The following is a 23,217-nucleotide window of genomic DNA, read 5'->3' as shown; positions in this document are numbered from 1 at the left end:
TCTTCGAAAGCCATCTTACCCAGCAGCAGGCTGTGCTCGACAAGCGGGGCGAATGTTATAGAGGCTCCAAACACTCGTCAACAGCAAATTCAAAAAAATTTCAGTTAGATAAAGGAGTTACAGGTGCCGGTAGCTGCTTCGCCTTTGCCACATCGCTGCGACATGCGAGAATACGCGCCCTTTCCAAGTCCTCTCCAATGGTTAACCAAGCGTCATGACCGCAAAACTGATCGACGGTAAAACGATTGCTGCCAACATTCGCCAACAGATCTCCGGTCGTGTTGCCGAACGCCGCGCCCAAGGGCTTCGCGCTCCCGGCCTCGCCGTAATTCTGGTGGGCAGCGACCCAGCCTCCCAGGTTTACGTGGCGCACAAGCGCAAGGATTGCGAGGAGGTGGGCTTCAATTCCGTGGCCCATGACCTGCCGAGCGATACTCGCCAAGAAGATCTTCTTGCGCTGATCGATCAGCTCAACGACGACACCTCCATCGACGGCATCCTTGTGCAACTGCCGCTGCCAAAGCACCTCGATGCCTCGCAATTGCTCGAGCGCATCCGTCCGGACAAGGATGTGGACGGCTTCCATCCCTATAACGTCGGTCGTCTCGCTCAACGCATGCCGCTGCTACGCCCCTGCACGCCAAAGGGGATCATCACGCTGCTGGAGAGCACCGGTGTCGATCTGCACGGTCTGGATGCGGTCGTCGTGGGCGCATCCAACATTGTCGGTCGCCCAATGGCGCTGGAACTGCTCTTGGCTGGCTGCACCACCACCGTGACCCATCGCTTCACCCGCAACCTCGAAGAGCACGTTCGCCGAGCTGATCTGGTCGTGGTAGCGACCGGTATCACCGGCCTGGTAAAGGGTGAGTGGATCAAGCCTGGGGCGATCGTCATCGATGTGGGCATCAACCGCCAGGCCGACGGGCGCCTGCTGGGCGACGTTGAATTCGGACCAGCCAGCGAACGCGCCGCCTGGATCACTCCGGTTCCGGGTGGAGTAGGTCCGATGACCCGAGCCTGCCTGCTGGAAAATACACTGCACGCCGCCGAACATTTGCATCGATAACTACTGCGAGTAAAACAAGAACGGCACCTTTCGGTGCCGTTTTTGATTACGCCGTCCCTTTTATTCAGCAAGACGCCATGTCGTTCCGCCTTTGCCATCCTCCAGCACCACCCCCATCGCGGTGAGCTGGTCGCGGATACGATCGGATTCGGCCCAGTTCTTTTCAGCTCGAGCCGTGAGGCGCGCAGCGATCAACGCCTCGACCTCGGAGGCATCGACCTTGCCCGCCGCACCAGCTTGCAGGAAGGCTTCAGGCTCAAGCTGCAGCACGCCCAATACGCCCGCCAGCTCCTTGAGACGTGCAGCCAACGCCGCAGCTGCGGCCAGATCAGACTCACGCAGACGGTTCACCTCACGGATCATCTCGAACAGCACCGCGCAGGCTTCCGGCGAGTTGAAGTCGTCGTCCATCGCCACGCCGAAGCGCGCGATGAACTCGTCGCCACCGCCCGGCGTCGCCTCAGGCAGGCCCTTGAGGCCGTTGTAGAAGCGCTCCAGAGCGCCCTTGGCCTCGCGCAGGCTGTCTTCGGAGTAGTTGATTGGGCTGCGATAGTGGCTGGAAACCAGCAGATAGCGCACGACCTCAGGATGGTACTTTTCCAGCACTTCCCGAATGGTGAAGAAGTTGCCCAGGCTCTTGGACATCTTCTCGCCATCGACACGCACCGCGCCGGCGTGCATCCAGGCATTGGCGTACTGCTTGCCAGTGGCTGCTTCACTTTGGGCAATCTCGTTCTCATGGTGCGGGAACACCAGGTCCGGACCACCGCCATGAATGTCGAAGGTCTCGCCTAGGCAGCAGGTCGACATCACCGAGCATTCGATATGCCAGCCCGGACGACCGGCACCCCAAGGAGAATCCCAGCTCGGTTCACTTGGCTTGGCGCCCTTCCACAGCACGAAATCCAGTGGATCTTCCTTGGCCTCATCAACCTCGATGCGCGCGCCGATCTTCAGGTCCTCGATCTTGCGCCGCGACAGCTTGCCGTAACCGACGAACTTGCCGACCCGGTAATAGACATCACCATTGCCCGGCGCATAAGCGAAGCCCTTGTCGATGAGCGTCTGGATCATCGTGTGCATGCCGGCGATATGGTCAGTCGCACGCGGCTCGATATCCGGACGCAGTACGTTGAGGCGGGTCTCGTCATCGTGCATGGCGGCGATCATTCTCTCGACCAGCGCCTGGAACGGCTCGCCGTTCTCGCTGGCACGGCGGATGATCTTGTCGTCGATGTCGGTGATGTTACGCACGTAGGTCACGTCGTAGCCGCGGTGGCGCAGCCAACGGGTGACCACGTCGAACGCGACCATCACCCGTGCATGACCGATGTGGCAGAAGTCATAGACCGTCATGCCACAGACGTACATACGCACCTTGTTGCCTTCCAGCGGGCGGAACGCTTCCTTGGTCTTGGTCAGCGTGTTGTAGATCGACAGCGCCATCATTGACCCCAGGAGTCACGCAGCGTGACGGTGCGGTTGAACACGGGAGCGCCCGGCTTGCTGTCCTTCATGTCGGCGCAGAAATAGCCTTCGCGTTCAAACTGGAACCGCTCTTCAGGTTCGGCACTGGCCAGCGACGGCTCGGCACGGCACCCCTTGAGCACAACCAGCGACTCCAGATTGATGTTGTCGAGAAAGCTACCGCCCTCCTCGTCCTTTTCCGGATTGGCCGAGCGGAACAGGCGATCGTACAGACGCACCTCGCACTCGACGCTCTCGGCGGCCGGCACCCAGTGGATGACGCCCTTGACCTTGCGCCCCTCCGGATTCTTGCCGAGGGTGTTCTCGTCATAGGAACAGCGCAGCTCGACGACATTGCCCTGATCATCCTTCACGGCTTCATCGGCACGGATCACGTAGCTGCCGCGCAGGCGCACTTCACCGCCTGGAATCAAGCGTTTGAACCCAGCCGGAGGGACTTCCTCGAAGTCGCCGGCGTCGATGTAGAGTTCCCGGCTGAATGGCAGCACCCGCACGCCCATATCCTGCTTGGGATGGCGCGGCAGCTCGAGGTTCTCGACCTGGCCTTCCGGGTAGTTGGTGATCACCACCTTGAGCGGTTTCAGCACACACATCGCACGCGCTGCGTTGGCATCCAGATCCTCACGGATGGCGAATTCCAACATGCCGATGTCGACGACGCCGCCGGCGCGATTCACACCGATCATGTCGCAGAAATTGCGGATCGACGCCGGGGTGTAACCGCGACGACGAAAGCCCGAAAGCGTCGACATCCTCGGATCGTCCCAGCCGTTCACGTGCTTCTCATCGACCAGCTGCTTGAGCTTGCGCTTGCTGGTGATGGTGTAGTTCAGGTTGAGGCGGGCGAATTCGTACTGACGCGGCTGCGCCGGCACGGGCAAGTTGGCCAGGAACCACTCGTACAGCGGCCGGTGATCCTCGAATTCCAATGTACAGATCGAATGCGTGATGCCCTCGATGGCATCAGACTGACCATGGGTGAAATCGTAGCTGGGGTAGATGCACCACTTGTCGCCGGTCTGGTGATGGTGCGCATGGCGAATGCGATAGAGGATCGGATCGCGCAGGTTCATGTTGGGCGAAGCCATGTCGATCTTCGCCCGCAGCGCACGGGCGCCATCCGGGAATTCACCGGCTTTCATGCGCGCGAAGAGATCGAGGTTTTCCTCCACCAACCGCTCGCGGAACGGACTGTTCTTGCCGGGCTCGGTCAGGCTGCCGCGATACTCACGCGCTTGCTCAGGCGTCAGATCACAAACATAGGCCTTGCCCGCCTTGATCAGATGGACGGCCCACTCGTGCAGCTGATCGAAATAGTTGGAGGCATAGCGCTCCTCGCCCGCCCACTGAAAGCCCAGCCATTCGACATCACTTTTGATGGCGTCGATGTACTCCTGGTCTTCCTTGGCCGGGTTGGTGTCATCGAAGCGCAGGTTGCACTCGCCACCGAACTCCTTCGCCAGGCCGAAATTCAGGCAGATCGATTTGGCGTGGCCGATATGCAGATAGCCATTGGGCTCAGGCGGGAAGCGGGTGACGATCTTGGCGTGCTTGCCGGAGTCCAGGTCGGCCTGGACGATCGGACGGAGAAAGTTGCTAGCGGCGGGAGTCTCGGGCTTGCTCATGATGTCCTTAACGATCAGCGAGTGCGGCTCAGGGTAGGCCGACCAAATGTCGGGTAGGGACAGGCCATTACTGGCCCGTCCCCCCCTAAGAACCGTACGTGCGGCTTTCACCGCATACGGCTCAAGTTTACGAAAAGTCAGCTGATGGCTGACCGGCAACAATGTCGCGTGATCTTAACATTCCAGACCACCGTATCGCAGAGTTACCTTTTCACGCCGGCTATGCACCAGCGCATGACAGTTGGGATGAAGCAGCACGCGATTGCTCAAGGTATCCGGTCCGCCGTCCACACGCCTGATGACGTGATGGTCGTGCCAACCGGTCTCCTTGCTGATCGCATGCCCGCACAGGGCACAAACCCCCTTCTGTCTGCGAAAGATACTGAGTATTTGCCCCCGATAACGCAGCTTGTGCTGCATCCGCTGGACCCTCAACGCCTCCCACTTCAGCTCATGCGCCGCGTCGTAGGGCTGATACTCACCCGGTAAACGCTTGTGACGCACGATTGCGGTTTCCGCCAGCTTGTACAGCTGTCGGTAATGCCTTTCTCCCTTGCCATTTTTGTAGGGATACGCAAACACCCAGTTCTGCCCGCCTATGGATCGGAAGTATTTATTCCTGATCCAGTCAGCCGACTTCTTCGAGTGCCTACGCTTCGCCCACCTCCAGAGTCGCCAGAAAATCAAGCTATCCAGCTTGCTGAAGGTCTGTTTTGCCACGACCGGGGAGTGGTATTGCGCCCACCCCTTCAGTACCGGGTTCAGCTGGCCGATCAACGCATCCTGCGTCAGTGCCCCGCTGTTTTTGATGATCTCTCGCACTTTCCGATAGAACGCCGAGGCGTTCTTCTTCGAGGGTTTGATCAGCAGCTTGGCCTTCCTATACGGCGATTTCGGCACGTACTTCCTGAAATTCCACCCTAGAAAATCGAAGCCTTGATTGATGTGCGTGATCTGCGTTTTCGCCTGTGACAGTGCAACTCCTCGTACCGACAGGAATTGCTCTACCCATGACTTGACCTCGTCCTCTAGCAGCTCTTTCGAGGCTGCCGTAACGACAAAATCATCCGCATAGCGCACACACTGCACTTTGATCTTCTTAGCTTTTTTGGCTCCCAATTTCTGCACCAGATGGCGCTTCAGTTGGGTTTCCAAGCCATTCAAGGTGGCGTTTGCCAGACAGGGCGAGATAATTCCTCCCTGCGGCGTCCCGGCCTCCGTAGCCATGAGTTGTCGCCGGTCGATAACCCCGGCCTTCAACCACTTGCGCAGCACCGTCCTGTCCATCGGAACATTCCGGCACAGCCATTCATGGTTAATGTTGTCGAAGAAACCTTTGATGTCGCCTTCCAGAATCCAGACCGGCGCCGTTTGTGGCGACAGCAGGTGGAAAAGCTCGACCATTGCGTCAGCAGTCGAACGATCCGGGCGAAATCCATAGGACTTCGGATCGCTGGTGCTTTCGATTACAGGTTCCAACGCTTGCAGATACAGCGCCTGCATGGCCCGATCCAACATCGTCGGGATACCCAGTGGGCGTTTCTCTGGCTTGCCGGCCTTCGGTATCCATACCCGCCGTAGCGGCTTGGGCCGATAGCCTCGCTTTTTCGACAGACGTCCCACGGCCTGGAGCTTGGCCTGAGGCGTTCCCCAGGTTTCTCCATCGACACCCGGCGTCTTGCGACCCCGGTTCTCCGTGACTCGCCTTACAGCCAGACAGCGGCCATAGAACGAGTGGGTCAGCAGTCGTTGCAGGCGTTTAACCCTGCGCCAGTTGCCTTCCCCAGTTGCCTGCGCAATCTTTAGCTGCGTTTTCCGAACGGTTTGTTGAACCCTGGCCCAATCAAGATCGTGCCAGTTCTTCATCCCGTCGAAGGACGCAGACGCGACCGGTGCTGCTGGTTGCGTTTTCATACTGTCCTCCTGAAATCACGACATTCAGGACGGACTACTCCCCTATGGGCAGTAATCGCCCATAGGGTCGTTTGTTATCGCTGGAATCAGCGGCTATGTTTTGCGCTCGTAAACCAGATGCACGTCAGCCAGGGTTGCCCCTGCCGGTGATGTTTCAACCGGTATGCCACCCATTACAGGCAGCCCTTCGCTTTTTGCATCCTCCCATTCCCCACACCCATCAGCGCCCCTTGCGGTTTGCCTGCCTGACCGATGTTGCTGACCAGGCGAGTGGTCGGGATTGCCACGTTCCCCGAGTCGCATCTATTCCCCGTTTAGGCTTCGTCTATCCCCCGACAGTTGTGTGGTACCGCATCACAAGCTTTGACTGTGATGCCAACTGCTATGCCGTTTTTGGCTGAGGCCAATAATTGCCGTAGGCCCGTCGATAGTTACGAGGGTTCTGGCGACGATTCACATGCGTTAGCCATGCGGGTTAGGTCATTAGCTTCGTCGCGTCCGTGCAATTCGGACGCGAAGCGTTCTCCGTCACCGGATAACACCCTCTTGCGAGCGAGACATTGTTAATCGGGCTTCACACCCCAGGGTTGGCCCCTGACGCATGCCGATCTAATGAACTGGCGGGTACACGCCAGGCTCGGTACTCCCTGAACAAGCAGAGCTGAGCAATGCGATTCGGAGCTTGACGCTCCGCGCTTGGTTTAACGTCCCCCAACGTCTCACGACGGTAATAAAGGCTCGATGCCCAACGTGAGGGACGAAATCTGCCCAGAGGGCGGAATTCACCCTCTGGGTTAGACATTATTTGTAACAATCGAGCTAGGCTAGATTGCAACTTTCTGGTTTCTACACCCCATTGCGGACCCATTTTGGGTGCGAATTGATGCAGATTCATTGCCTAGCCTCGTAAAAACGCAGAGCGTCCGAAGCGTAGGATTACCAGGCTGAGCCGGGTACATTAGCTGCTGTTTTAAGCATTAACCCCTTGAAACAAAGGGTTTGGAGCCATGGTGCAGTTAACCAAACCAAGCGCGACACGTGCACACGTGTCGCACCAAAGCGCTTATCATAGCGGACCCGTCAACCCCCTGACAGAGCAATGCGCCCAAGGCGGCACTGCCATCAGCGCCTGACGGCATTCGGTACGACGACCCTTGCAGCGGCCTGTCCCGCACTTGGCCAGCCCCACGAAAACGGAATCTCATCCCCGATGATCAAACTGCACACCAACTACGGCGTCATCACCGTCAACCTGTTCGAAGACAAGGCACCGGAAACCACTGCCAACTTCAAGGAATACGTGAAGAGCGGTCACTACGACGGCACCATCTTCCACCGCGTGATCAGCAACTTCATGATCCAGGGCGGCGGTTTCGAGTCTGGCATGAAGCAGAAGCCGACTCGCGCCCCTATCAAGAACGAGGCCAACAACGGCCTGTCGAACAAGACCGGTACCCTGGCCATGGCCCGCACCATGGAGCCGCACTCTGCCTCCGCGCAGTTCTTCATCAACGTGAAGGACAACGACTTCCTCGACCACAGCGCGCCAACCGTTCAGGGCTGGGGTTACGCCGTGTTCGGCGAGGTGACCGAAGGCATGGACGTGGTCGAGAAGATCAAGGCCGTGGCGACCACCATGAAATCCGGTCACCAGGACGTTCCAGTGGAAGACGTGGTGATCGAGAAAGCGGAAATCGTCGAGTAATCGCGAGTGATTCTGCTGATCTCCGATCTGCACCTGGAAGAGAAACGCCCGGACATTACCCGGGCGTTTCTGCATTTTCTCGCCACTCGCGCGCGCCAGGCCGAAGCGCTGTACATACTCGGCGACTTTTTTGAGGTCTGGATCGGCGACGATGCCATGACACCCTTCCAGCAATCGATCGCCGACGCGTTACGCGCCCTGAGCGAACGCGGTACGCGCATTTACCTGATGCACGGCAACCGTGACTTCATGCTGGGCAAGGGCTTCTGCCGCGCGGCGGGCTGTACGCTGCTGGGCGACCCGAGTGTGGTCGAGCTCGGCGGTGAGCGCGTCCTGCTGATGCATGGCGACAGCCTGTGCACCCGCGATGAAGGCTACATGCGGCTACGGCGTTTGCTGCGCAATCCGCTCAGCCTGTTCATCCTGCGTCATCTGCCGTTGTCCACTCGCCGAAAACTCGCGCGCAAGCTGCGCAATGAAAGTCGCGCCCAGACGCGCATGAAGGCTTCGGACATCATCGATGTCACCCCGGAGCTGATCCCTCGAGTACTCGCCGAGCATGGCGTGCGGACCCTGATCCACGGCCACACCCATCGCCCCGCAACACATGAACTGGAAGTCGACGGCCGTCCGGCGCAGCGAATCGTGCTCGGCGATTGGGACCAGCAAGGCTGGGCGTTACAGGTCGACGAGAGCGGCTTTCAACAGGCCCCGTTCGATCTGAACTAAGCCGCCAGCGGCACGCCGCTGTGGAAGCGAAACTCGGCGTCCGGGCTTTCGATGAGTTCGCGCTCGCGTTCACGTACCCGAATGATCGCCGTATCGACATCGGCCGCATCGCCATATTGGTACGCCAGCTTGAGATAGTCCTGAAAGTGCCGCGCTTCCGACTTGAGCAGCCCGTGATAGAACTTGCCCAGCTCCTCATCCAGATGCGGCACCAACATGGCGAAACGCTCACAGGAGCGTGCCTCGATAAAGGCACCGATCACCAGCGTATCAGTCAGCCGGTACGGCTCATGATTGCGTACGAGTTCGCGCAGGCCGGCTGCATAGCGTGACGACCCAACGTTCCGCAGCTGGATCTCTCGTCGGCGAACGATTGCCAGCACCTGCTCGAAATGACGCAGCTCCTCACGGGCGAGGCGCGACATCTTGTTCTGCAGGTCCGGTTTGTCAACGTAGCGGAACATCAACTGGAACGCCGCACCTGCCGCCTTCTTCTCGCAGTTTCCATGATCGATGAGCATCACATCCTGATTCTGCAACGCTGCATCCACCCATGCGGCGGGTGTGGCACAACCGAGGAATTCGTTGAGATCAGGAAGCATGTCTAGCCTTGCATATTCAGGAACTTAATAAGCCGACAGTTAAATGGCACCGCCGGACACCGGACGGGCATTATTGCGAATGCCGCGCGGAGCAGCCAGCCTTGCTTGATATACATCACGGCCGGCATCGCAGGCTTGTCTATAGTTGACCAACCTGAATCTGGAAATGGAGCCGATCATGCAAGCCATTCGCTGCATCCTCGTGGTAATTGACCCGAACCAGCCGCAAGAGCTGGCACTCAAACGTGCGCGACTGATCGCAAGTGTCAGCCAGTCCCGCCTGCACCTGCTGGTGTGCGATACCAAGCACGACCACGGTGCCCACCTGACCGCACTGAGCGAACAGCTGGCTAGCGAGGGCCATCAGGTGTCCACCCAGCAGGCGTGGCACGAGAGCATCCATCAGACCATCATCAACGTGCAGCAGGCCGAAGGTTGCGGGTTGGTCGTCAAGCAGCACGTGCCGGACAACCCCCTCAAGCGCGCCCTGCTCACTCCCGAGGACTGGAAGCTGCTGCGTTATTGCCCCAGCCCGGTGCTGATGGTGAAAACTGACAAGCCATGGACAGGTGGAAACATTCTCGCCGCGGTGGACGTCGGCAACGCCGATCTGGAACACCGCACGCTGCACGCGACCATCATCAATCACGGCTACGAGATCGCCAGCCTCGCCGACGGCAAGCTGCACGTCATCAGTGCGCATCCTTCAGCGATGCTTTCCGCCGCCGACCCGGCGTTCCAACTCAAGGAAACCATCGAAGCTCGGTATAGAGATGCCTGCAAGCAGTTCCAGGAAGACTTTCAGATTCCTGACGCTCAGCTACATGTCGAGGAAGGCCCAGCCGATGCGCTGATTCCGCGCGTTTGCCACCAGCTCAAGGCAGTCGTCACAGTGATTGGCACAGTGGCAAGGACCGGATTCTCTGGCGCACTGATGGGTAACACTGCCGAGGTGGTGCTCGACACGCTGGAAAGCGATGTCCTGGTACTCAAGCCCAACGACATCATCGATCACCTCGAAGACCTGGTTCGCCACTGAGTCAGACCGCTTCGAACGAAAACGCTGGCCCGTGGGCTTCATCAGACCTTGAAGTCGATACCTTCCGCTAGAAAGCGTGGCGCGATGTAGCGCTCGTAATGAGCCTCGGAAAGCAGGAAGAACTCCTGATCGATCGCGTCGCGCAGTTCAGGCAGCGGTCGATCACGGAATTCGGGTAGCAAAGCAACGCCATAGGCTTCGAGCTGCTGAATCAGCCGCGCACCGCGCGCGATCAACTGATAGGCCCAGCAGTAGGGAGACTGCTCCACTACAAAGCGGATCTGCCGAGCCTCCAGCTGCTGGCGCAACAGCTGAGCATCGAACACTTCGAGCTTGGCCGTCATGACCTGCGCCAGGAGGATTTCCAGACGCCGCCATACCGCCCGCTTTTCCTCTTCGCCATAGGCGTTCCAGTTAACCACCTCATGATGGAATCGCTTGCACCCACGGCAGACGATATCGCCGTACACCGTCGAGCACAGACCAATGCAAGGGGTTTTGATGCGCTGTGAGGACATGACCGAAGCAGGTTGATGGCGGGCCGAGCATCTTAGACTTTTGTCCTACCAGGGTCATCTTTGTTTAAAGCGTGGGCCCCTCTTGCGCCGCCACAAGCCCAGGCCCCGCGGGCCCGAGCGAAATCTTTTCACGCAAGCTCACGACGCCTTGGCGGCGGCCGTCGCTGGCGCTCGACTTAACTTTTGGGGCCATTTCCAGTAGTATCGGCCCGCCGTTTTTGGCGCCACATTCCATACGAAGCTGTTTTCAAAGCGTCACGAGCACAGTTGAACCGGCTGCGTGCCGGATGCGCAGATTTATCTTTACCCTGCCCATCCGGCCTCGCCCGCCCGGCGTAAAACTTTGAAAACAGCTTCCGGATGCGCGTCCCGAAACACCCAAGGGACCAATGATGAGGGTAAAAACTGTGCTTGAAGCCTATCGCAAACACGTAGAAGAGCGTGCCGCCCAGGGCGTCGTGCCCCAGCCGCTGAACGCCGACCAAACCGCAGGCCTGGTTGAGCTGCTGAAGAATCCGCCAGCCGGCGAAGAAGAATTCCTCGTTGACCTGATCACTAACCGCGTCCCCGCTGGCGTCGACGAAGCCGCCTACGTCAAGGCCGGCTTCCTGTCCGCCCTGGCCAAAGGTGAAACCTCCTCGCCATTGCTGAGCAAGCAGCGCGCTGTCGAACTGCTGGGCACCATGCAGGGCGGCTACAACATCGCCACTCTGGTCGAGCTGCTGGATAACGCCGAACTGGCCGCCGTTGCCGCCGAGCAACTGAAGCACACCCTGCTGATGTTCGACGCTTTCCACGACGTGGCCGAAAAGGCCAAGGCCGGTAACGAGCATGCCAAGGCTGTGATGCAGTCCTGGGCCGAAGGCGAGTGGTTCACCAACCGCCCGGCAGTTGCCGAAAAAGTTTCCCTGTCCGTATTCAAGGTCACTGGCGAAACCAACACCGACGATCTGTCGCCTGCTCCAGACGCCTGGTCGCGCCCTGACATCCCACTGCACGCGCTGGCCATGCTGAAAATGGCCCGTGAAGGCATCAACCCGGACGTACCGGGCTCGGTCGGCCCAATCAAGCAGATGGAAGAACTGAAAGCCAAGGGCTTCCCAGTTGCTTATGTCGGCGACGTGGTCGGTACCGGCTCCTCGCGCAAGTCGGCTACCAACTCCGTGCTATGGTTCTTCGGTGACGACATCCCGAACGTGCCGAACAAGCGCGCTGGTGGCTTCTGCTTCGGCACAAAGATCGCCCCGATCTTCTACAACACCATGGAAGATGCCGGTGCCCTGCCGATCGAATTCGACTGCAGCAACCTGGCCATGGGCGACGTGATCGACGTCTACCCATACGCTGGCAAGGTTTGCAAGCACGGCACCGATGAAGTCGTCACCACTTTCGAACTGAAGACCGACGTCCTGCTGGACGAAGTCCGTGCTGGCGGTCGTATTCCGCTGATCATCGGCCGCGGCCTGACCGAGAAGGCCCGCGCCGAGCTGGGTCTGGCACCGTCCACCCTGTTCAAGAAGCCGGAAGCGCCGACTGACAGTGGCAAAGGTTTCACCCTCGCGCAGAAGATGGTCGGTCGCGCCTGCGGCTTGCCGGAAGGCAAGGGCGTTCGTCCGGGCACCTACTGCGAACCGAAGATGACCACCGTCGGCTCCCAGGACACCACTGGCCCGATGACTCGCGACGAGCTGAAGGATCTGGCTTGCCTGGGCTTCTCCGCCGATCTGGTCATGCAGTCGTTCTGCCACACAGCTGCATATCCAAAGCCGATCGACGTCAACACCCACCACACCCTGCCGGACTTCATCATGAACCGCAGCGGCGTGTCCCTGCGTCCGGGCGACGGCATCATCCACAGCTGGCTGAACCGCATGCTGCTGCCGGATACCGTTGGTACCGGTGGTGACTCGCACACCCGCTTCCCGATCGGCATCTCCTTCCCGGCCGGTTCCGGCCTGGTCGCCTTCGCCGCCGCCACTGGCGTCATGCCGCTGGACATGCCGGAATCCGTACTGGTGCGCTTCAAGGGTCAGATGCAGCCCGGCATCACCCTGCGTGACCTGGTTCATGCCATCCCCTACTACGCCATTCAGCAGGGTCTGCTGACTGTCGAGAAGAAGGGCAAGAAGAACATTTTCTCCGGTCGCATTCTCGAGATCGAAGGTCTCAACCAATTGACCGTGGAGCAGGCATTCGAGCTGTCCGACGCCTCCGCCGAGCGTTCGGCTGCCGGCTGCACCATCAAGCTGCCGGAAGACTCGATCGCCGAGTACCTGAAGTCCAACATCACCATGCTGCGCTGGATGATCAGCGAAGGTTACGGTGATGCCCGCACCCTGGAGCGCCGCGCTCAAGCGATGGAAGCGTGGGTCGCCGATCCGAAGCTGCTGGAAGCAGATAAGGACGCCGAATACGCTGCGGTGATCGAAATCGACCTGGCCGAAGTGAAAGAGCCCGTGCTCTGCGCGCCGAACGACCCGGACGATGCCCGCCTGCTGTCCACCGTTGCTGGCGAGAAGATCGACGAAGTCTTCATCGGCTCCTGCATGACCAACATCGGCCACTTCCGCGCTGCCGGCAAGCTGCTCGACAAGGTCAAGGGTGGCATTCCGACCCGTCTGTGGCTGGCTCCGCCGACCAAGATGGACGCTCATCAGCTGACCGAGGAAGGCTACTACGGCATCTACGGCAAGGCTGGCGCGCGCATGGAAATGCCGGGCTGCTCGCTGTGCATGGGTAACCAGGCTCGCGTGCAAACCGGGTCCACTGTGGTCTCTACCTCCACTCGTAACTTCCCGAATCGTCTGGGTGACGCCACTAACGTCTACCTGGCTTCGGCAGAGCTGGCGGCAGTAGCGTCCATCACCGGCAAGCTACCGACCGTCGAGGAGTACATGGAATACGCGAAGAACATCGATAGCATGGCTGCCGATATCTATCGCTACCTGTCTTTCGACCAGATCGCCGAATTCCGTGACGCTGCGGAGAAGGCCAAGATCAAGGTCGTCGAAGTCTGATGACGCCGTAAGGCAATAAAAAACCCCGCCTCGGCGGGGTTTTTTATTGCCTCCATCGCCGCTGCACCCTTCCAATCGGAGCGGCGACCAACGCCTGTACAGCAATGCGCACCGGCCGCACCAGCCATCACCATGCAGCACAGCCGCAGCAAAAACACCATCGAGAAAAGGGATTGCCACTAGATAGTCTTTTCCCACAGACAAAGAAAAGCCCGGACTAGCCGGGCTTTTCTAGACGTAGCTAACTCAGATTACTGAACCTGAGCTTCCACTTCTGCTTCAACGCGACGGTTGATCTGACGACCTTCCTCAGTGGCGTTGTCGGCAACCGGACGGGACTCACCGTAACCTGTGGAGTTCACGCGGCCACCCTCAACACCGTATTCGTTGACGAGAACGTTGCGCACTGCTTCGGCACGACGCTCGGACAGACGCTGGTTGTACTGGTCAGTACCAACGGAGTCAGTGTGACCTTCAACAGTGGTGTTGGTCTGCGGGTACTGCTGCATGAAGTCAGCGAGGTTCTTGATATCGCTGTAGCTTTCTTCACGAACGCGCGACTTGTCGAAATCGAACTTGACGTCCAGTTCGACACGGACCAGCTCAGGAGCAGGCTCTGGTTCGTTGTCGACAATCGGAGCCGGAGCCGGCTCTGGAGTCGGCTCGACTGCTGCAACCTCGCGAGCACCACCACCGAAGTTCAGACCGACACCAACACCAGCCATCCACTCAGCTTCGTCTGCATCGATGTTGTACATGCCGTCGACGCTGGCCTTGGCAAAGAAGTTCTCGGTGAAGTAGTACTTCAGACCGGTACCAACATTAGCGAAGGTGCTGCTGTCACGACCGCCACGAGTCGCCTGGCCGATGCTCTGATGAGCCACACCAGCGGAGACGTACGGACGCAGACCTACGCCTGGCGCGCCGAAGTGGTAGGCAGCATCCAGCGAAGTAAGGCTGCCCTTGATGTTCTTGTGGCTGCCATCGGCGCCGAACGGATCCTTGGAGGTCAGGTCATGGTATTCGCCGTAGGACAGGCCCAGGGAAACATCATCGGTAAGGAAGTAGCTGGCGCCAGCGCCATAAAGCTCGCCGTCACGCTGCACGTCACGCGAGCTATCGGTGAAATAGTGCTTACCGAACGCTTCCACCTCTACGGCGCCCTGTCCTTGGGCCAGCGCGCTGAGAGAAGTGGCGGCAACCATCGAACCGATAACGACGCCTAAGGTGTTTTTAAGTTTCATCCGTAAATCCCCATCTGGTGGTTAGAGTCAGAACAATCTAAGGAAACCGGCTGTCTGTATGCCCAAGCTGTTCGCAAGGTATAAGACAAGTTTCCAGGATTAAGTTTCAGTAGTATCGGAAAATTTTTCCCGCAGCTTATCGAGCGCACGCTTGTATCGCATCTTCGTTGCACTCAAACCCATATGCATGATGTCCGCGATTTCTTGAAACTCAAGTTCAGCAACAAAACGCAACACCAGTATCTCTCGATCGATCGGATTCACATGCACGAGCCACCGGTCGAGCCCAGTCTTCTCCTCGATTCTCGGCGCCTTCTCGTCGGATGCCTCTTCAAGCGGATCGAGGCTGAGTGCGTCAAGCAAACGCCGCTTGCGGCGCTCCTTGCGATATTGAGTAATGCATTCATTATAAGTGATGCTATATAGCCACGTCTTGAATTTCGATTTGCCCTCGAAGTTTTTCAGCCCATATAAAACCTTGAGCATAACTTCCTGACATACATCGTCGGCGTCCCGCTCGTTCCCCAAGTAACGCGCACATACATTGAACAGTGTGCGCTGATATCGCCGCATAAGCTCTTCATATGCACGCGTTATATGAAATAGTTCGACATGAGCATGCTGCACCAGCTCTTCGTCGGTGAGCTGGCGAGGGTCGTAGCGCGATATGGACGATGGGGTTTTAGTCAAGACGCTTCGAGCCGGCAGTCGGGGGCACGGCCACCATTAAGGAAACCGGAAAAAAGGCGACGTACTTTACCAGAATCGCAAGGCTAACGGCTGCCGACGCGTTGTTCGAGCAGTACTCTGTTAGCGACAGAGGTCAGTTCGCCGTCGTCGGTCAGTAGCAATGTCTTGACCGTTCCGATTTCCTCGATCTGTCCTTCGATATCCGCCAGGCACACGCGCTGCCCTACCTCGTAAAGCTCACGCACATAGATGCCAGCCAGTATCTGCGATACCAGCTCGCGACTGCCGAGTCCAAACGCAAGCGCAACTGCCAAGCCGACGGTGATCAGCACGATGGCGATGACATAGTTGAGGAGTTCAGTCTTGACCTCGAGCTGTCCGATCGCAACGGAGATGCTGATGATGATCACGAGCCCCTGCGCCATCCGCGCCAGGCCGTTGGCATAGTCCAGCCCGACACTCTCGGCAGCGCCACGCACCAGGCCGCTGAGCAACTGCGCCAAGAGCACGCCTGCTAGCAGAATCAGTGCCGCGCCAAAGACTTTAGGTACGTAGAGGGCCAGCATATCCAGCGTTGCCGACACTCGCTCAAGCCCCAGCGATTCAGCGGCTGAAACCAGAAAAATGAGCAGCACAAACCAGTACACGACCTTGCCGATCAGCGCGGAAACCGGAATGCGGATCCCCGCCCGCCCCAGCAGCTTGGTCAGACCGGTACCCGCCATCAGCCGGTCCAGGCCCACCTTGGCAAGCACTTTGGAAAGCAGGGTGTCGAGGAGCTTTGCGACGACGAAACCAAGCAGGACGACGACCAATGCGCCGAACAATCGGGGAATGAACGCGGCGACGGAAGCCCAAAGGGAGCTCATCGCCGACAACAGACTCTGGGTCCAGGGATCGAATTCCATGATCAATCAGCCTTATCGAACGAACAGTTAGGTGTTTCTCGGCGAGAAACCGGAGCGACATGACCTGAGCCGCTGTTGACTGCGATCATCAAGGCCTGCAGCCAGTGACCGATCAGTGCAAACAGGTCACCGGCACCAACCTGCCGGTTGGCCGTTTTCAACACACGGCCCAGACAAGCGTCGTCATCATGAACCGAGGGCTTGTTGAGCAGATCGCGCAGGGATTCTTCGAAGGGATCGCGCATGCAAACCTCGCTAAAGTATGTGGTCTAGACGGCTTACGGTTAGGTGGGAGTCACATTCACACCCAACGCAGGCGGCGCAGTATCCACCATTGCAACAGCGCAACGCCGCCGATGAGCAGGCAGGCAACGACGAACCCGTAGGAAAACTCGGCCCCGGGAATACCACCCACATTGATCCCCAGCAGCCCAGTCAGGAAGCTGAGCGGCAGAAAAAAGCCGGTAATTATAGCCAGCAGGTACATGGTGCGGTTCATCCGCTCGCTCAGCCTGCGATGCTCCGACTCCAACACCAGATTCACGCGCTCGCGGACCATCTCGAGTTCTTCCAGATAACGGATGAGCCGGTTACTCAGCTCGTTCCAGTATTCAGTGTCATCCTCGGCAAACCAGCTCGGTTGATTACGCGTCATCTGGCCGTAGAGCTCGCGCTGCGGCAGCAGGAAGCGCCGCAGGCTCGCGGCCTGCCGGCGCAAGGAAAGCATCGAAGCATGTTCCAAGGTGTATTGCTCATCTCCCTCGAGCCGCTCCTCCACGGCGTCAATGCGCTCGGCCAGCTGAGTGACCAGATCATCGACTCGCTCTGTCATCGCCTCTGCCAGATAGAGCAGCAGTTCAGAGGTCGATTTCGGCCCCCTACCTTCCGACAGCAATCGAATCACTACTTCGGTGGAGCGCAGCGGCCGAAGGCGAAGCGAAATGACCCGCTTTTGATCGGCGAATACGCGCACGGAAACCATGTCTTCCGGCTCGGCATCGGGGTTCAGATTCACCCCCCGCAAGAACAGCAAGAGCCCTTCCTGCGGCAGCGCCAAGACGCGCGGGCGCGTGTTCTCCTCAAGCAGCACATCGCAAGCGAACCCACTGAGCCCGCTTTGCCTGCGCAACCAATCCTGCGCCTGGGGCTGGCCACGATCCCAGTGCAGCCAGATGCTCTCATTGGCCGCAAGCTGCAGCTCAGGCAGATCGCTATAGCCGATCTGGCGAGCCCCGCCGCTGCCATCGAGAACAAAGGCGTGGATCAGCCCGCGCTGTTCGCTTTCGGTTTCCCGCATCTATCCGTTCCGTCGCTGGTCATGAAAAGCCCGGCATCGCCGGGCTCAGAAGTGATGGCACGCACAGCCGTTAGAGCCGGCTTTACTCCGGCATGGAAAGCGGCTCAGGCGACACGATGATGCCGTTGTTATCGGCGTATACGTATTCACCGGGACGGAACGTCACACCGCAAAACGTCACCGGAACGTTGAGATCACCGATGCCGCGCTTGTCGGTCTTCATGGGATGACTGGCCAGGGCCTGAACGCCAAGCTCGGTCTGCGCGAGAACATCGACGTCACGAACGCAACCGTAGATAACCAGACCTTCCCAACCATTGCGTGCGGCTTTCTCGGCAAGCATGTCACCCAGCAGCGCACGACGCAGCGAGCCGCCGCCGTCGACCACCAGCACCTTGCCCGCACCGTCGACGTCGACCTGGTCCTTGACCAGCGAATTGTCCTCGAAACACTTGATGGTCACGATCTCGCCACCGAAGGAATCGCGACCACCGAAGTTGCTGAACAGCGGCTCGACGACCTGCACCAGGTCCGGATAGGCATCGCACAGATCAGGCGTGACGTATTGCATGGGAAACTCCTTCTGCTTGGAAATTACGGCGACATCCAGCGTACAGCCATATAGGCGCGCATATTAGCCGCTGGACGCTCTAGGCGGAACGAAATCGCTGGAATGACGATTATCAGCGCCAACGAAAACGGGGCTGACGCCCCGTTTTTTTGTTACCGACTCAACCGTCAGATCTCGCGATCGGCCAGGAAGAACCAGGTATCGAGCACCGAGTCCGGATTCAGGGAGACGCTCTCGATGCCCTGCTCCATCAGCCACTTGGCCAGATCCGGGTGATCCGAAGGACCCTGACCACAGATACCGATGTACTTGCCGGCCTTGTTGCATGCCTGGATGGCGTTGGCCAACAGCTTTTTCACCGCCGGATTACGCTCATCGAACAGGTGGGCGATGATGCCGGAGTCGCGGTCCAGGCCGAGGGTCAGCTGGGTCATGTCGTTCGAGCCGATGGAGAAGCCATCGAAGAACTCCAGGAACTCATCTGCCAGCAGCGCATTGGACGGCAGCTCGCACATCATGATGACGCGCAGGCCATTCTCGCCGCGCTTGAGGCCGTACTTCGCCAGCAGATCGATGACCTGCGACGCTTCGCCCAGAGTGCGGACGAAAGGCACCATCAGCTCGACATTGGTCAGGCCCATCACGTCACGGACTTTCTTCATCGCGCGGCATTCGAGCTCGAAGCAGTCACGGAACGAATCGCTGATATAGCGGGACGCACCGCGGAAGCCGAGCATCGGGTTCTCTTCTTCCGGCTCGTACAGCTTGCCGCCGATGAGATTGGCGTACTCGTTCGACTTGAAGTCCGACAGGCGCACGATGACCTTCTTCGGCCAGAACGCGGCGGCCAGGGTGCTTACGCCCTCGACCAGCTTCTCGACGTAGAAGTTGACGGGATCGTCGTAGCCGGCGATGCGCTTCTCCACGCTGCTCTTCACATCTGCAGGCAGACCGTCGAAGTTCAGCAGCGCCTTTGGGTGCACGCCGATCATGCGGTTGATGATGAACTCGAGGCGGGCCAGGCCGACGCCCTCGTTCGGCAGATGCGCGAAGTCGAAGGCACGGTCAGGGTTGCCGACGTTCATCATGATCTTGAACGGCAGTTCCGGCATGGCGTCGATGGAGTTCTGACGAATGTCGAAGCCCAGCTCCCCATCGAAGATCAGACCGGTGTCGCCTTCGGCGCAGGAAACGGTCACGCGCTGACCGTCCTTCAGCAACTCGGTGGCATTACCGCAACCCACGACCGCCGGAATCCCCAGCTCGCGGGCGATGATCGCCGCGTGGCAGGTGCGCCCGCCACGGTTGGTGACGATGGCGCTGGCGCGCTTCATCACCGGTTCCCAATCCGGGTCGGTCATGTCGGAAACCAGCACATCGCCCGGCTGAACCTTGTCCATTTCGCTGACGTCGTGGATGACCTTGACCGGGCCGGCGCCGATTCGCTGACCGATGGCACGACCTTCGACCAGCACGGTGCCTTTTTCCTTCAGCAGGTAGCGCTCCATGACATTGGCGCTGCTGCGGCTCTTAACGGTTTCCGGACGTGCCTGGACGATATACAACTGGTTGTCGTCGCCATCTTTGGCCCACTCGATGTCCATCGGACGCCCGTAGTGCTTCTCGATGGTCATGGCCTGCTTGGCGAGGTTGGTCACTTCTTCGTCGGTCAGACAGAAGCGCATGCGATCGGCCTGGTCGACGTCGACCGTCTTGACCGACTTGCCGGCGCTGGCTTCGGCGCCGTACACCATCTTGATTGCCTTGCTGCCCAGGTTGCGGCGCAGGATTGCCGGGCGACCGGCTTCCAGCGTGTGCTTGTGGACATAGAATTCGTCCGGATTGACCGCGCCCTGAACGACAGTCTCACCCAGGCCGTAGGCGCCGGTGATGAACACCACACCGCGGAAGCCGGATTCGGTGTCCAAAGTGAACATGACACCTGCAGTGCCGGTTTCCGAACGCACCATGCGCTGCACGCCGGCGGACAGGGCAACCAGCTTGTGGTCAAAGCCCTGGTGCACGCGATAGGCAATCGCACGGTCGTTGAACAGGGAAGCGAACACTTCCTTGGTTGCGCGGATCACGTTGTCCACGCCGCGGATGTTGAGGAAGGTTTCCTGCTGGCCGGCGAAAGACGCATCCGGCAGGTCTTCGGCGGTGGCCGAGGAGCGTACCGCGACCGCCATGTTGTCATTGCCGCCGGACATTTCCGCGAATGCGGTGCGGATGTCGGCATCCAGTTGAGGCGGGAATTCAGCTTCCATCACCCAGCCGCGAATCTGCGCGCCAGCTTTGGCGAGGGCATTGACGTCATCCACGTCCAGCGCATCGAGAAGCGCATGGATCTGCTCGTTGAGACCGCTGAGCTCCATGAAATCACGATAGGCCTGGGCCGTAGTGGCGAAACCGCCAGGCACCGAAACACCCGCGCCTGCGAGGTTGCTGATCATCTCGCCGAGGGAGGCGTTCTTGCCCCCTACACGCTCAACGTCATGATTGCCGAGCTTATCGAGGGAAACTACGTACTCTACCAAGGTGATCTCTCCACATTAGTGTTGGAAACTCAACCGGAGCCTGGCCGCACGACTGTGGCCCGACCCTGCAAAATAAGTAACAATGCCCGCCAACCGGGCTCGGCGAAGGGCCTACTATAGCTGGGAACCGTTCTCGACTTAAGGCCCAAGGCACATGAAACGAACTGCTTTCTTCATTTCTGACGGCACAGGCATCACCGCGGAAACCCTGGGCCAGAGTCTTCTGGCACAGTTCGAGAACATTACCTTCACGAAGCTGACCCGCCCATACATAGACACCGCCGAAAAAGCGCGGGCCATGGTACAGCAAATCAATAATGCCGCGGAAAAGGACGGTGGCCGGCCGATCATCTTCGACACCCTGGTGAACCAGGAAATCCGTGACATTCTGGCCGAATCCAATGGCTTCATGATCGACATCTTCTCTTCCTTTCTTGCGCCGTTGGAACATGAGCTGATGTCACGTTCCTCCTACTCCGTTGGTAAATCCCACTCCATCAGCCACAACGCCAATTACATGGAGCGTATCGAGGCGGTTAACTTCGCCCTCGATAACGATGACGGCGCCCGCACTCGCTACTACGACAAGGCGGACCTCATCCTCGTCGGCGTTTCCCGCTGCGGCAAAACACCGACCTGCCTGTATATGGCGATGCAGTACGGCATCCGCGCTGCCAACTACCCCTTGACCGAGGACGACATGGAGCGCCTGCAGTTGCCGAGCGCCCTCAAGGAGTACAAGGACAAACTGTTCGGCTTGACCATCGACCCGGATCGCCTGGCCGCCATTCGCCACGAACGCAAACCCAACAGTCGTTATGCCAGCTTCGCTCAGTGCGAATTCGAAGTCCGCGAGGTGGAAAGCCTGTTCCGCCGCGAGAACATCAACTACATCAACTCGACCCATTTCTCCGTCGAGGAAATCTCTGCAAAGATCCTCGTGGAGAAAGGCGTCGAGCGTCGACTCAAATAAGTGCCGCTTCGCTAGACAACAAAAAGTCCGCTTGGTGCGGACTTTTTGCGTTTTTCAGCCGGAAGAATTCGATTTCCGGCAGTTGAAGCGCATCAGAAAGTGTCACCTGGCACACGTACCCAGCCTTCCATCAGTACGCGCGCGCTGCGGCTCATGATCGCTTTGGTAACCGTCCACTGACCGTCTACCTGCTTCGCCTCGGCACCGACCCGCAGCGTGCCGGACGGATGCCCGAAGCGCACGGCCTGGCGCGCGCCACCACCTGCGGCCAAATTGACCAACGTACCGGGCACTGCCGCCGCGGTGCCAATGGCCACCGCACAGGTGCCCATCATGGCGTGGTGCAGCTTGCCCATGGACAACGCCCGCACGAGCAGATCGACCTCACCTGCATCGATGTTCTTGCCGGAAGACGCCCGATAGCTTTTCGGCTGGGAAACGAACGCAACCTTCGGCGTGTGCTGACGGGTCAGCGCCTCCTCCGCGGTCTTGATCAAGCCCATTCGCAGAGCACCGGCCACACGAATCGACTCCAGACGAGCCAGGGCATCCGGATCGCCATTAATGTCCTCACGCAGTTCTGTACCCTGGTAGCCGATGTCCTCGGCATTGACGAACACAGTGGGAATGCCGGCGCTGATCATGGTCGCCTTGAGCGTACCGATGCCCGGGACCTCCAGCTCATCGATCAGATTCCCGGTGGGAAACATCGAACCGCCTTCCGCGCCGTCGTCGGACGGATCGAGGAATTCCAGCACGATCTCGGCAGCCGGAAAGGTCACGCCGTCCAGCTCGAAATCGCCGGTCTCCTGCACCTGGCCGTTGGCCACCGGCACGTGGGCGATGATGGTCTTGCCGATGTTGGCCTGCCAGATCCGCACCACACAGGTGCCGTTCTGCGGAATACGCTCGGCATCCACCAGGCCGGCATGAAGCGCGAACGCGCCGGCGCCGGTTGAAAGGTTGCCGCAGTTGCCGCTCCAGTCGACGAAGGGCTTGTCGATCGACACCTGACCATAGAGATATTCGACGTCATGATCAGGTAGAGTGCTCTTAGACAGGATGACGCATTTGCTGGTGCTGGACGTGGCGCCGCCCATGCCGTCGATGTGCGCCGAATAAGGGTCGGGACTACCGATCACGCGCAAGAACAGCTTGTCGCGCGCAGCGCCCGGCACCTGGCAGCTTTCCGGCAGGTCTTGCAACCGGAAGAACACGCCCTTGCTGGTGCCGCCACGCATGTAGGTCGCGGGAATTCTGATCTGGGTTTGATGAGCCATGAGTGAGTCCT

The 23,217-nt window shown here is 59.1% G+C and carries 19 protein-coding genes; 6 read left to right on the top strand and 13 right to left on the bottom strand.

From position 1 onward, the window contains the following. The first annotated feature begins 214 nt into the window (after window positions 1-214). Window positions 215-1,069, top strand: a complete 855-nt coding sequence (folD, locus tag LW136_RS11495; protein WP_014820299.1) for a bifunctional methylenetetrahydrofolate dehydrogenase/methenyltetrahydrofolate cyclohydrolase FolD — start codon at window positions 215-217, stop codon at window positions 1,067-1,069. Between the two features lie 60 nt (window positions 1,070-1,129). Here folD and cysS read toward each other — a convergent pair whose 3' ends face one another. The 3 genes from cysS to ltrA form a co-directional block, all read right to left on the bottom strand. After that, window positions 1,130-2,515 carry a cysteine--tRNA ligase gene (gene cysS / locus LW136_RS11490; RefSeq protein ID WP_102831894.1) on the bottom strand — a complete coding sequence of 462 codons (1,386 nt, stop codon included), beginning with the start codon at window positions 2,513-2,515 and terminating at the stop codon, window positions 1,130-1,132. Beyond that, window positions 2,515-4,182 carry a glutamine--tRNA ligase/YqeY domain fusion protein gene (locus LW136_RS11485; protein WP_102831893.1) on the bottom strand — a complete coding sequence of 556 codons (1,668 nt, stop codon included), beginning with the start codon at window positions 4,180-4,182 and terminating at the stop codon, window positions 2,515-2,517. Before LW136_RS11485 ends, cysS begins: the two co-directional genes overlap by 1 nt. Before the next feature lie 174 nt (window positions 4,183-4,356). Further along, complete coding sequence (gene ltrA, locus LW136_RS11480) at window positions 4,357-6,096, bottom strand: group II intron reverse transcriptase/maturase (RefSeq protein WP_234172952.1); 1,740 nt, start codon at window positions 6,094-6,096, stop codon at window positions 4,357-4,359. A gap of 1,210 nt (window positions 6,097-7,306) precedes the next feature. Between ltrA and LW136_RS11475 the strand changes: the two genes are divergently transcribed. Beyond that, on the top strand, window positions 7,307-7,801 hold the full coding sequence (locus tag LW136_RS11475) for a peptidylprolyl isomerase (RefSeq protein WP_003300175.1): 495 nt from the start codon (window positions 7,307-7,309) through the stop codon (window positions 7,799-7,801). A gap of 6 nt (window positions 7,802-7,807) precedes the next feature. Beyond that, window positions 7,808-8,530 (top strand): UDP-2,3-diacylglucosamine diphosphatase, encoded by a 723-nt coding sequence (gene lpxH, locus LW136_RS11470; protein ID WP_102831718.1) that lies wholly within the window; start codon window positions 7,808-7,810, stop codon window positions 8,528-8,530. On the opposite strand, the gene LW136_RS11465 is transcribed toward lpxH, so the two are convergent. Then, on the bottom strand, window positions 8,527-9,132 hold the full coding sequence (locus LW136_RS11465) for a MiaE family protein (RefSeq protein ID WP_044314721.1): 606 nt from the start codon (window positions 9,130-9,132) through the stop codon (window positions 8,527-8,529). The genes lpxH and LW136_RS11465 overlap by 4 nt on opposite strands. A gap of 178 nt (window positions 9,133-9,310) precedes the next feature. Between LW136_RS11465 and LW136_RS11460 the strand changes: the two genes are divergently transcribed. Beyond that, window positions 9,311-10,171, top strand: a complete 861-nt coding sequence (locus tag LW136_RS11460) for a universal stress protein (RefSeq protein ID WP_102831892.1) — start codon at window positions 9,311-9,313, stop codon at window positions 10,169-10,171. Window positions 10,172-10,212: 41 nt separating this feature from the next. On the opposite strand, the gene LW136_RS11455 is transcribed toward LW136_RS11460, so the two are convergent. Next, window positions 10,213-10,689 (bottom strand): DUF1289 domain-containing protein, encoded by a 477-nt coding sequence (locus tag LW136_RS11455; protein WP_046619376.1) that lies wholly within the window; start codon window positions 10,687-10,689, stop codon window positions 10,213-10,215. A gap of 407 nt (window positions 10,690-11,096) precedes the next feature. On the opposite strand from LW136_RS11455, the gene acnB reads away from it, so the two are divergent. Next, entirely contained in the window at window positions 11,097-13,706 is a 2,610-nt protein-coding gene (acnB, locus tag LW136_RS11450; RefSeq protein ID WP_234172951.1) for a bifunctional aconitate hydratase 2/2-methylisocitrate dehydratase, read from the top strand. Window positions 13,707-13,957: 251 nt separating this feature from the next. Here acnB and LW136_RS11445 read toward each other — a convergent pair whose 3' ends face one another. From LW136_RS11445 to ppsA, 7 genes are all read right to left on the bottom strand, one after another. Next, on the bottom strand, window positions 13,958-14,950 hold the full coding sequence (locus tag LW136_RS11445) for an OmpA family protein (protein ID WP_234172950.1): 993 nt from the start codon (window positions 14,948-14,950) through the stop codon (window positions 13,958-13,960). Window positions 14,951-15,049: 99 nt separating this feature from the next. Beyond that, window positions 15,050-15,640 carry an RNA polymerase sigma factor SigX gene (gene sigX, locus LW136_RS11440; RefSeq protein WP_014820308.1) on the bottom strand — a complete coding sequence of 197 codons (591 nt, stop codon included), beginning with the start codon at window positions 15,638-15,640 and terminating at the stop codon, window positions 15,050-15,052. Window positions 15,641-15,723: 83 nt separating this feature from the next. Continuing rightward, window positions 15,724-16,548 carry a mechanosensitive ion channel family protein gene (locus tag LW136_RS11435; RefSeq protein ID WP_014820309.1) on the bottom strand — a complete coding sequence of 275 codons (825 nt, stop codon included), beginning with the start codon at window positions 16,546-16,548 and terminating at the stop codon, window positions 15,724-15,726. Window positions 16,549-16,550: 2 nt separating this feature from the next. After that, a complete protein-coding gene (locus tag LW136_RS11430) occupies window positions 16,551-16,793 on the bottom strand; it encodes a hypothetical protein (protein WP_014820310.1) in 243 nt (80 codons plus the stop codon). 56 nt (window positions 16,794-16,849) lie between these two features. After that, window positions 16,850-17,845 carry a zinc transporter ZntB gene (locus LW136_RS11425; protein WP_046619384.1) on the bottom strand — a complete coding sequence of 332 codons (996 nt, stop codon included), beginning with the start codon at window positions 17,843-17,845 and terminating at the stop codon, window positions 16,850-16,852. An 82-nt stretch (window positions 17,846-17,927) separates the two neighbouring features. Continuing rightward, window positions 17,928-18,416, bottom strand: coding sequence for a ribonuclease E activity regulator RraA (gene rraA / locus LW136_RS11420; RefSeq protein ID WP_213574357.1), 489 nt, complete (start codon window positions 18,414-18,416; stop codon window positions 17,928-17,930). Between the two features lie 167 nt (window positions 18,417-18,583). Beyond that, window positions 18,584-20,953: a phosphoenolpyruvate synthase gene (ppsA, locus tag LW136_RS11415; RefSeq protein ID WP_014820313.1), complete on the bottom strand. Its 2,370-nt coding sequence runs from the start codon at window positions 20,951-20,953 to the stop codon at window positions 18,584-18,586. Window positions 20,954-21,107: 154 nt separating this feature from the next. On the opposite strand from ppsA, the gene ppsR reads away from it, so the two are divergent. Continuing rightward, window positions 21,108-21,926: a posphoenolpyruvate synthetase regulatory kinase/phosphorylase PpsR gene (gene ppsR / locus LW136_RS11410; RefSeq protein ID WP_014820314.1), complete on the top strand. Its 819-nt coding sequence runs from the start codon at window positions 21,108-21,110 to the stop codon at window positions 21,924-21,926. Between the two features lie 92 nt (window positions 21,927-22,018). Here the strand turns inward: ppsR and prpF are convergent, their stop codons facing one another. Next, window positions 22,019-23,206 (bottom strand): 2-methylaconitate cis-trans isomerase PrpF, encoded by a 1,188-nt coding sequence (gene prpF, locus LW136_RS11405; protein WP_234172949.1) that lies wholly within the window; start codon window positions 23,204-23,206, stop codon window positions 22,019-22,021. Window positions 23,207-23,217 lie beyond the last annotated feature (11 nt).

It is taken from the genome of Stutzerimonas kunmingensis, assembly GCF_021432085.1.
Classification (GTDB): domain Bacteria; phylum Pseudomonadota; class Gammaproteobacteria; order Pseudomonadales; family Pseudomonadaceae; genus Stutzerimonas.
This window is presented reverse-complemented; position numbering and strand designations above follow the sequence as displayed.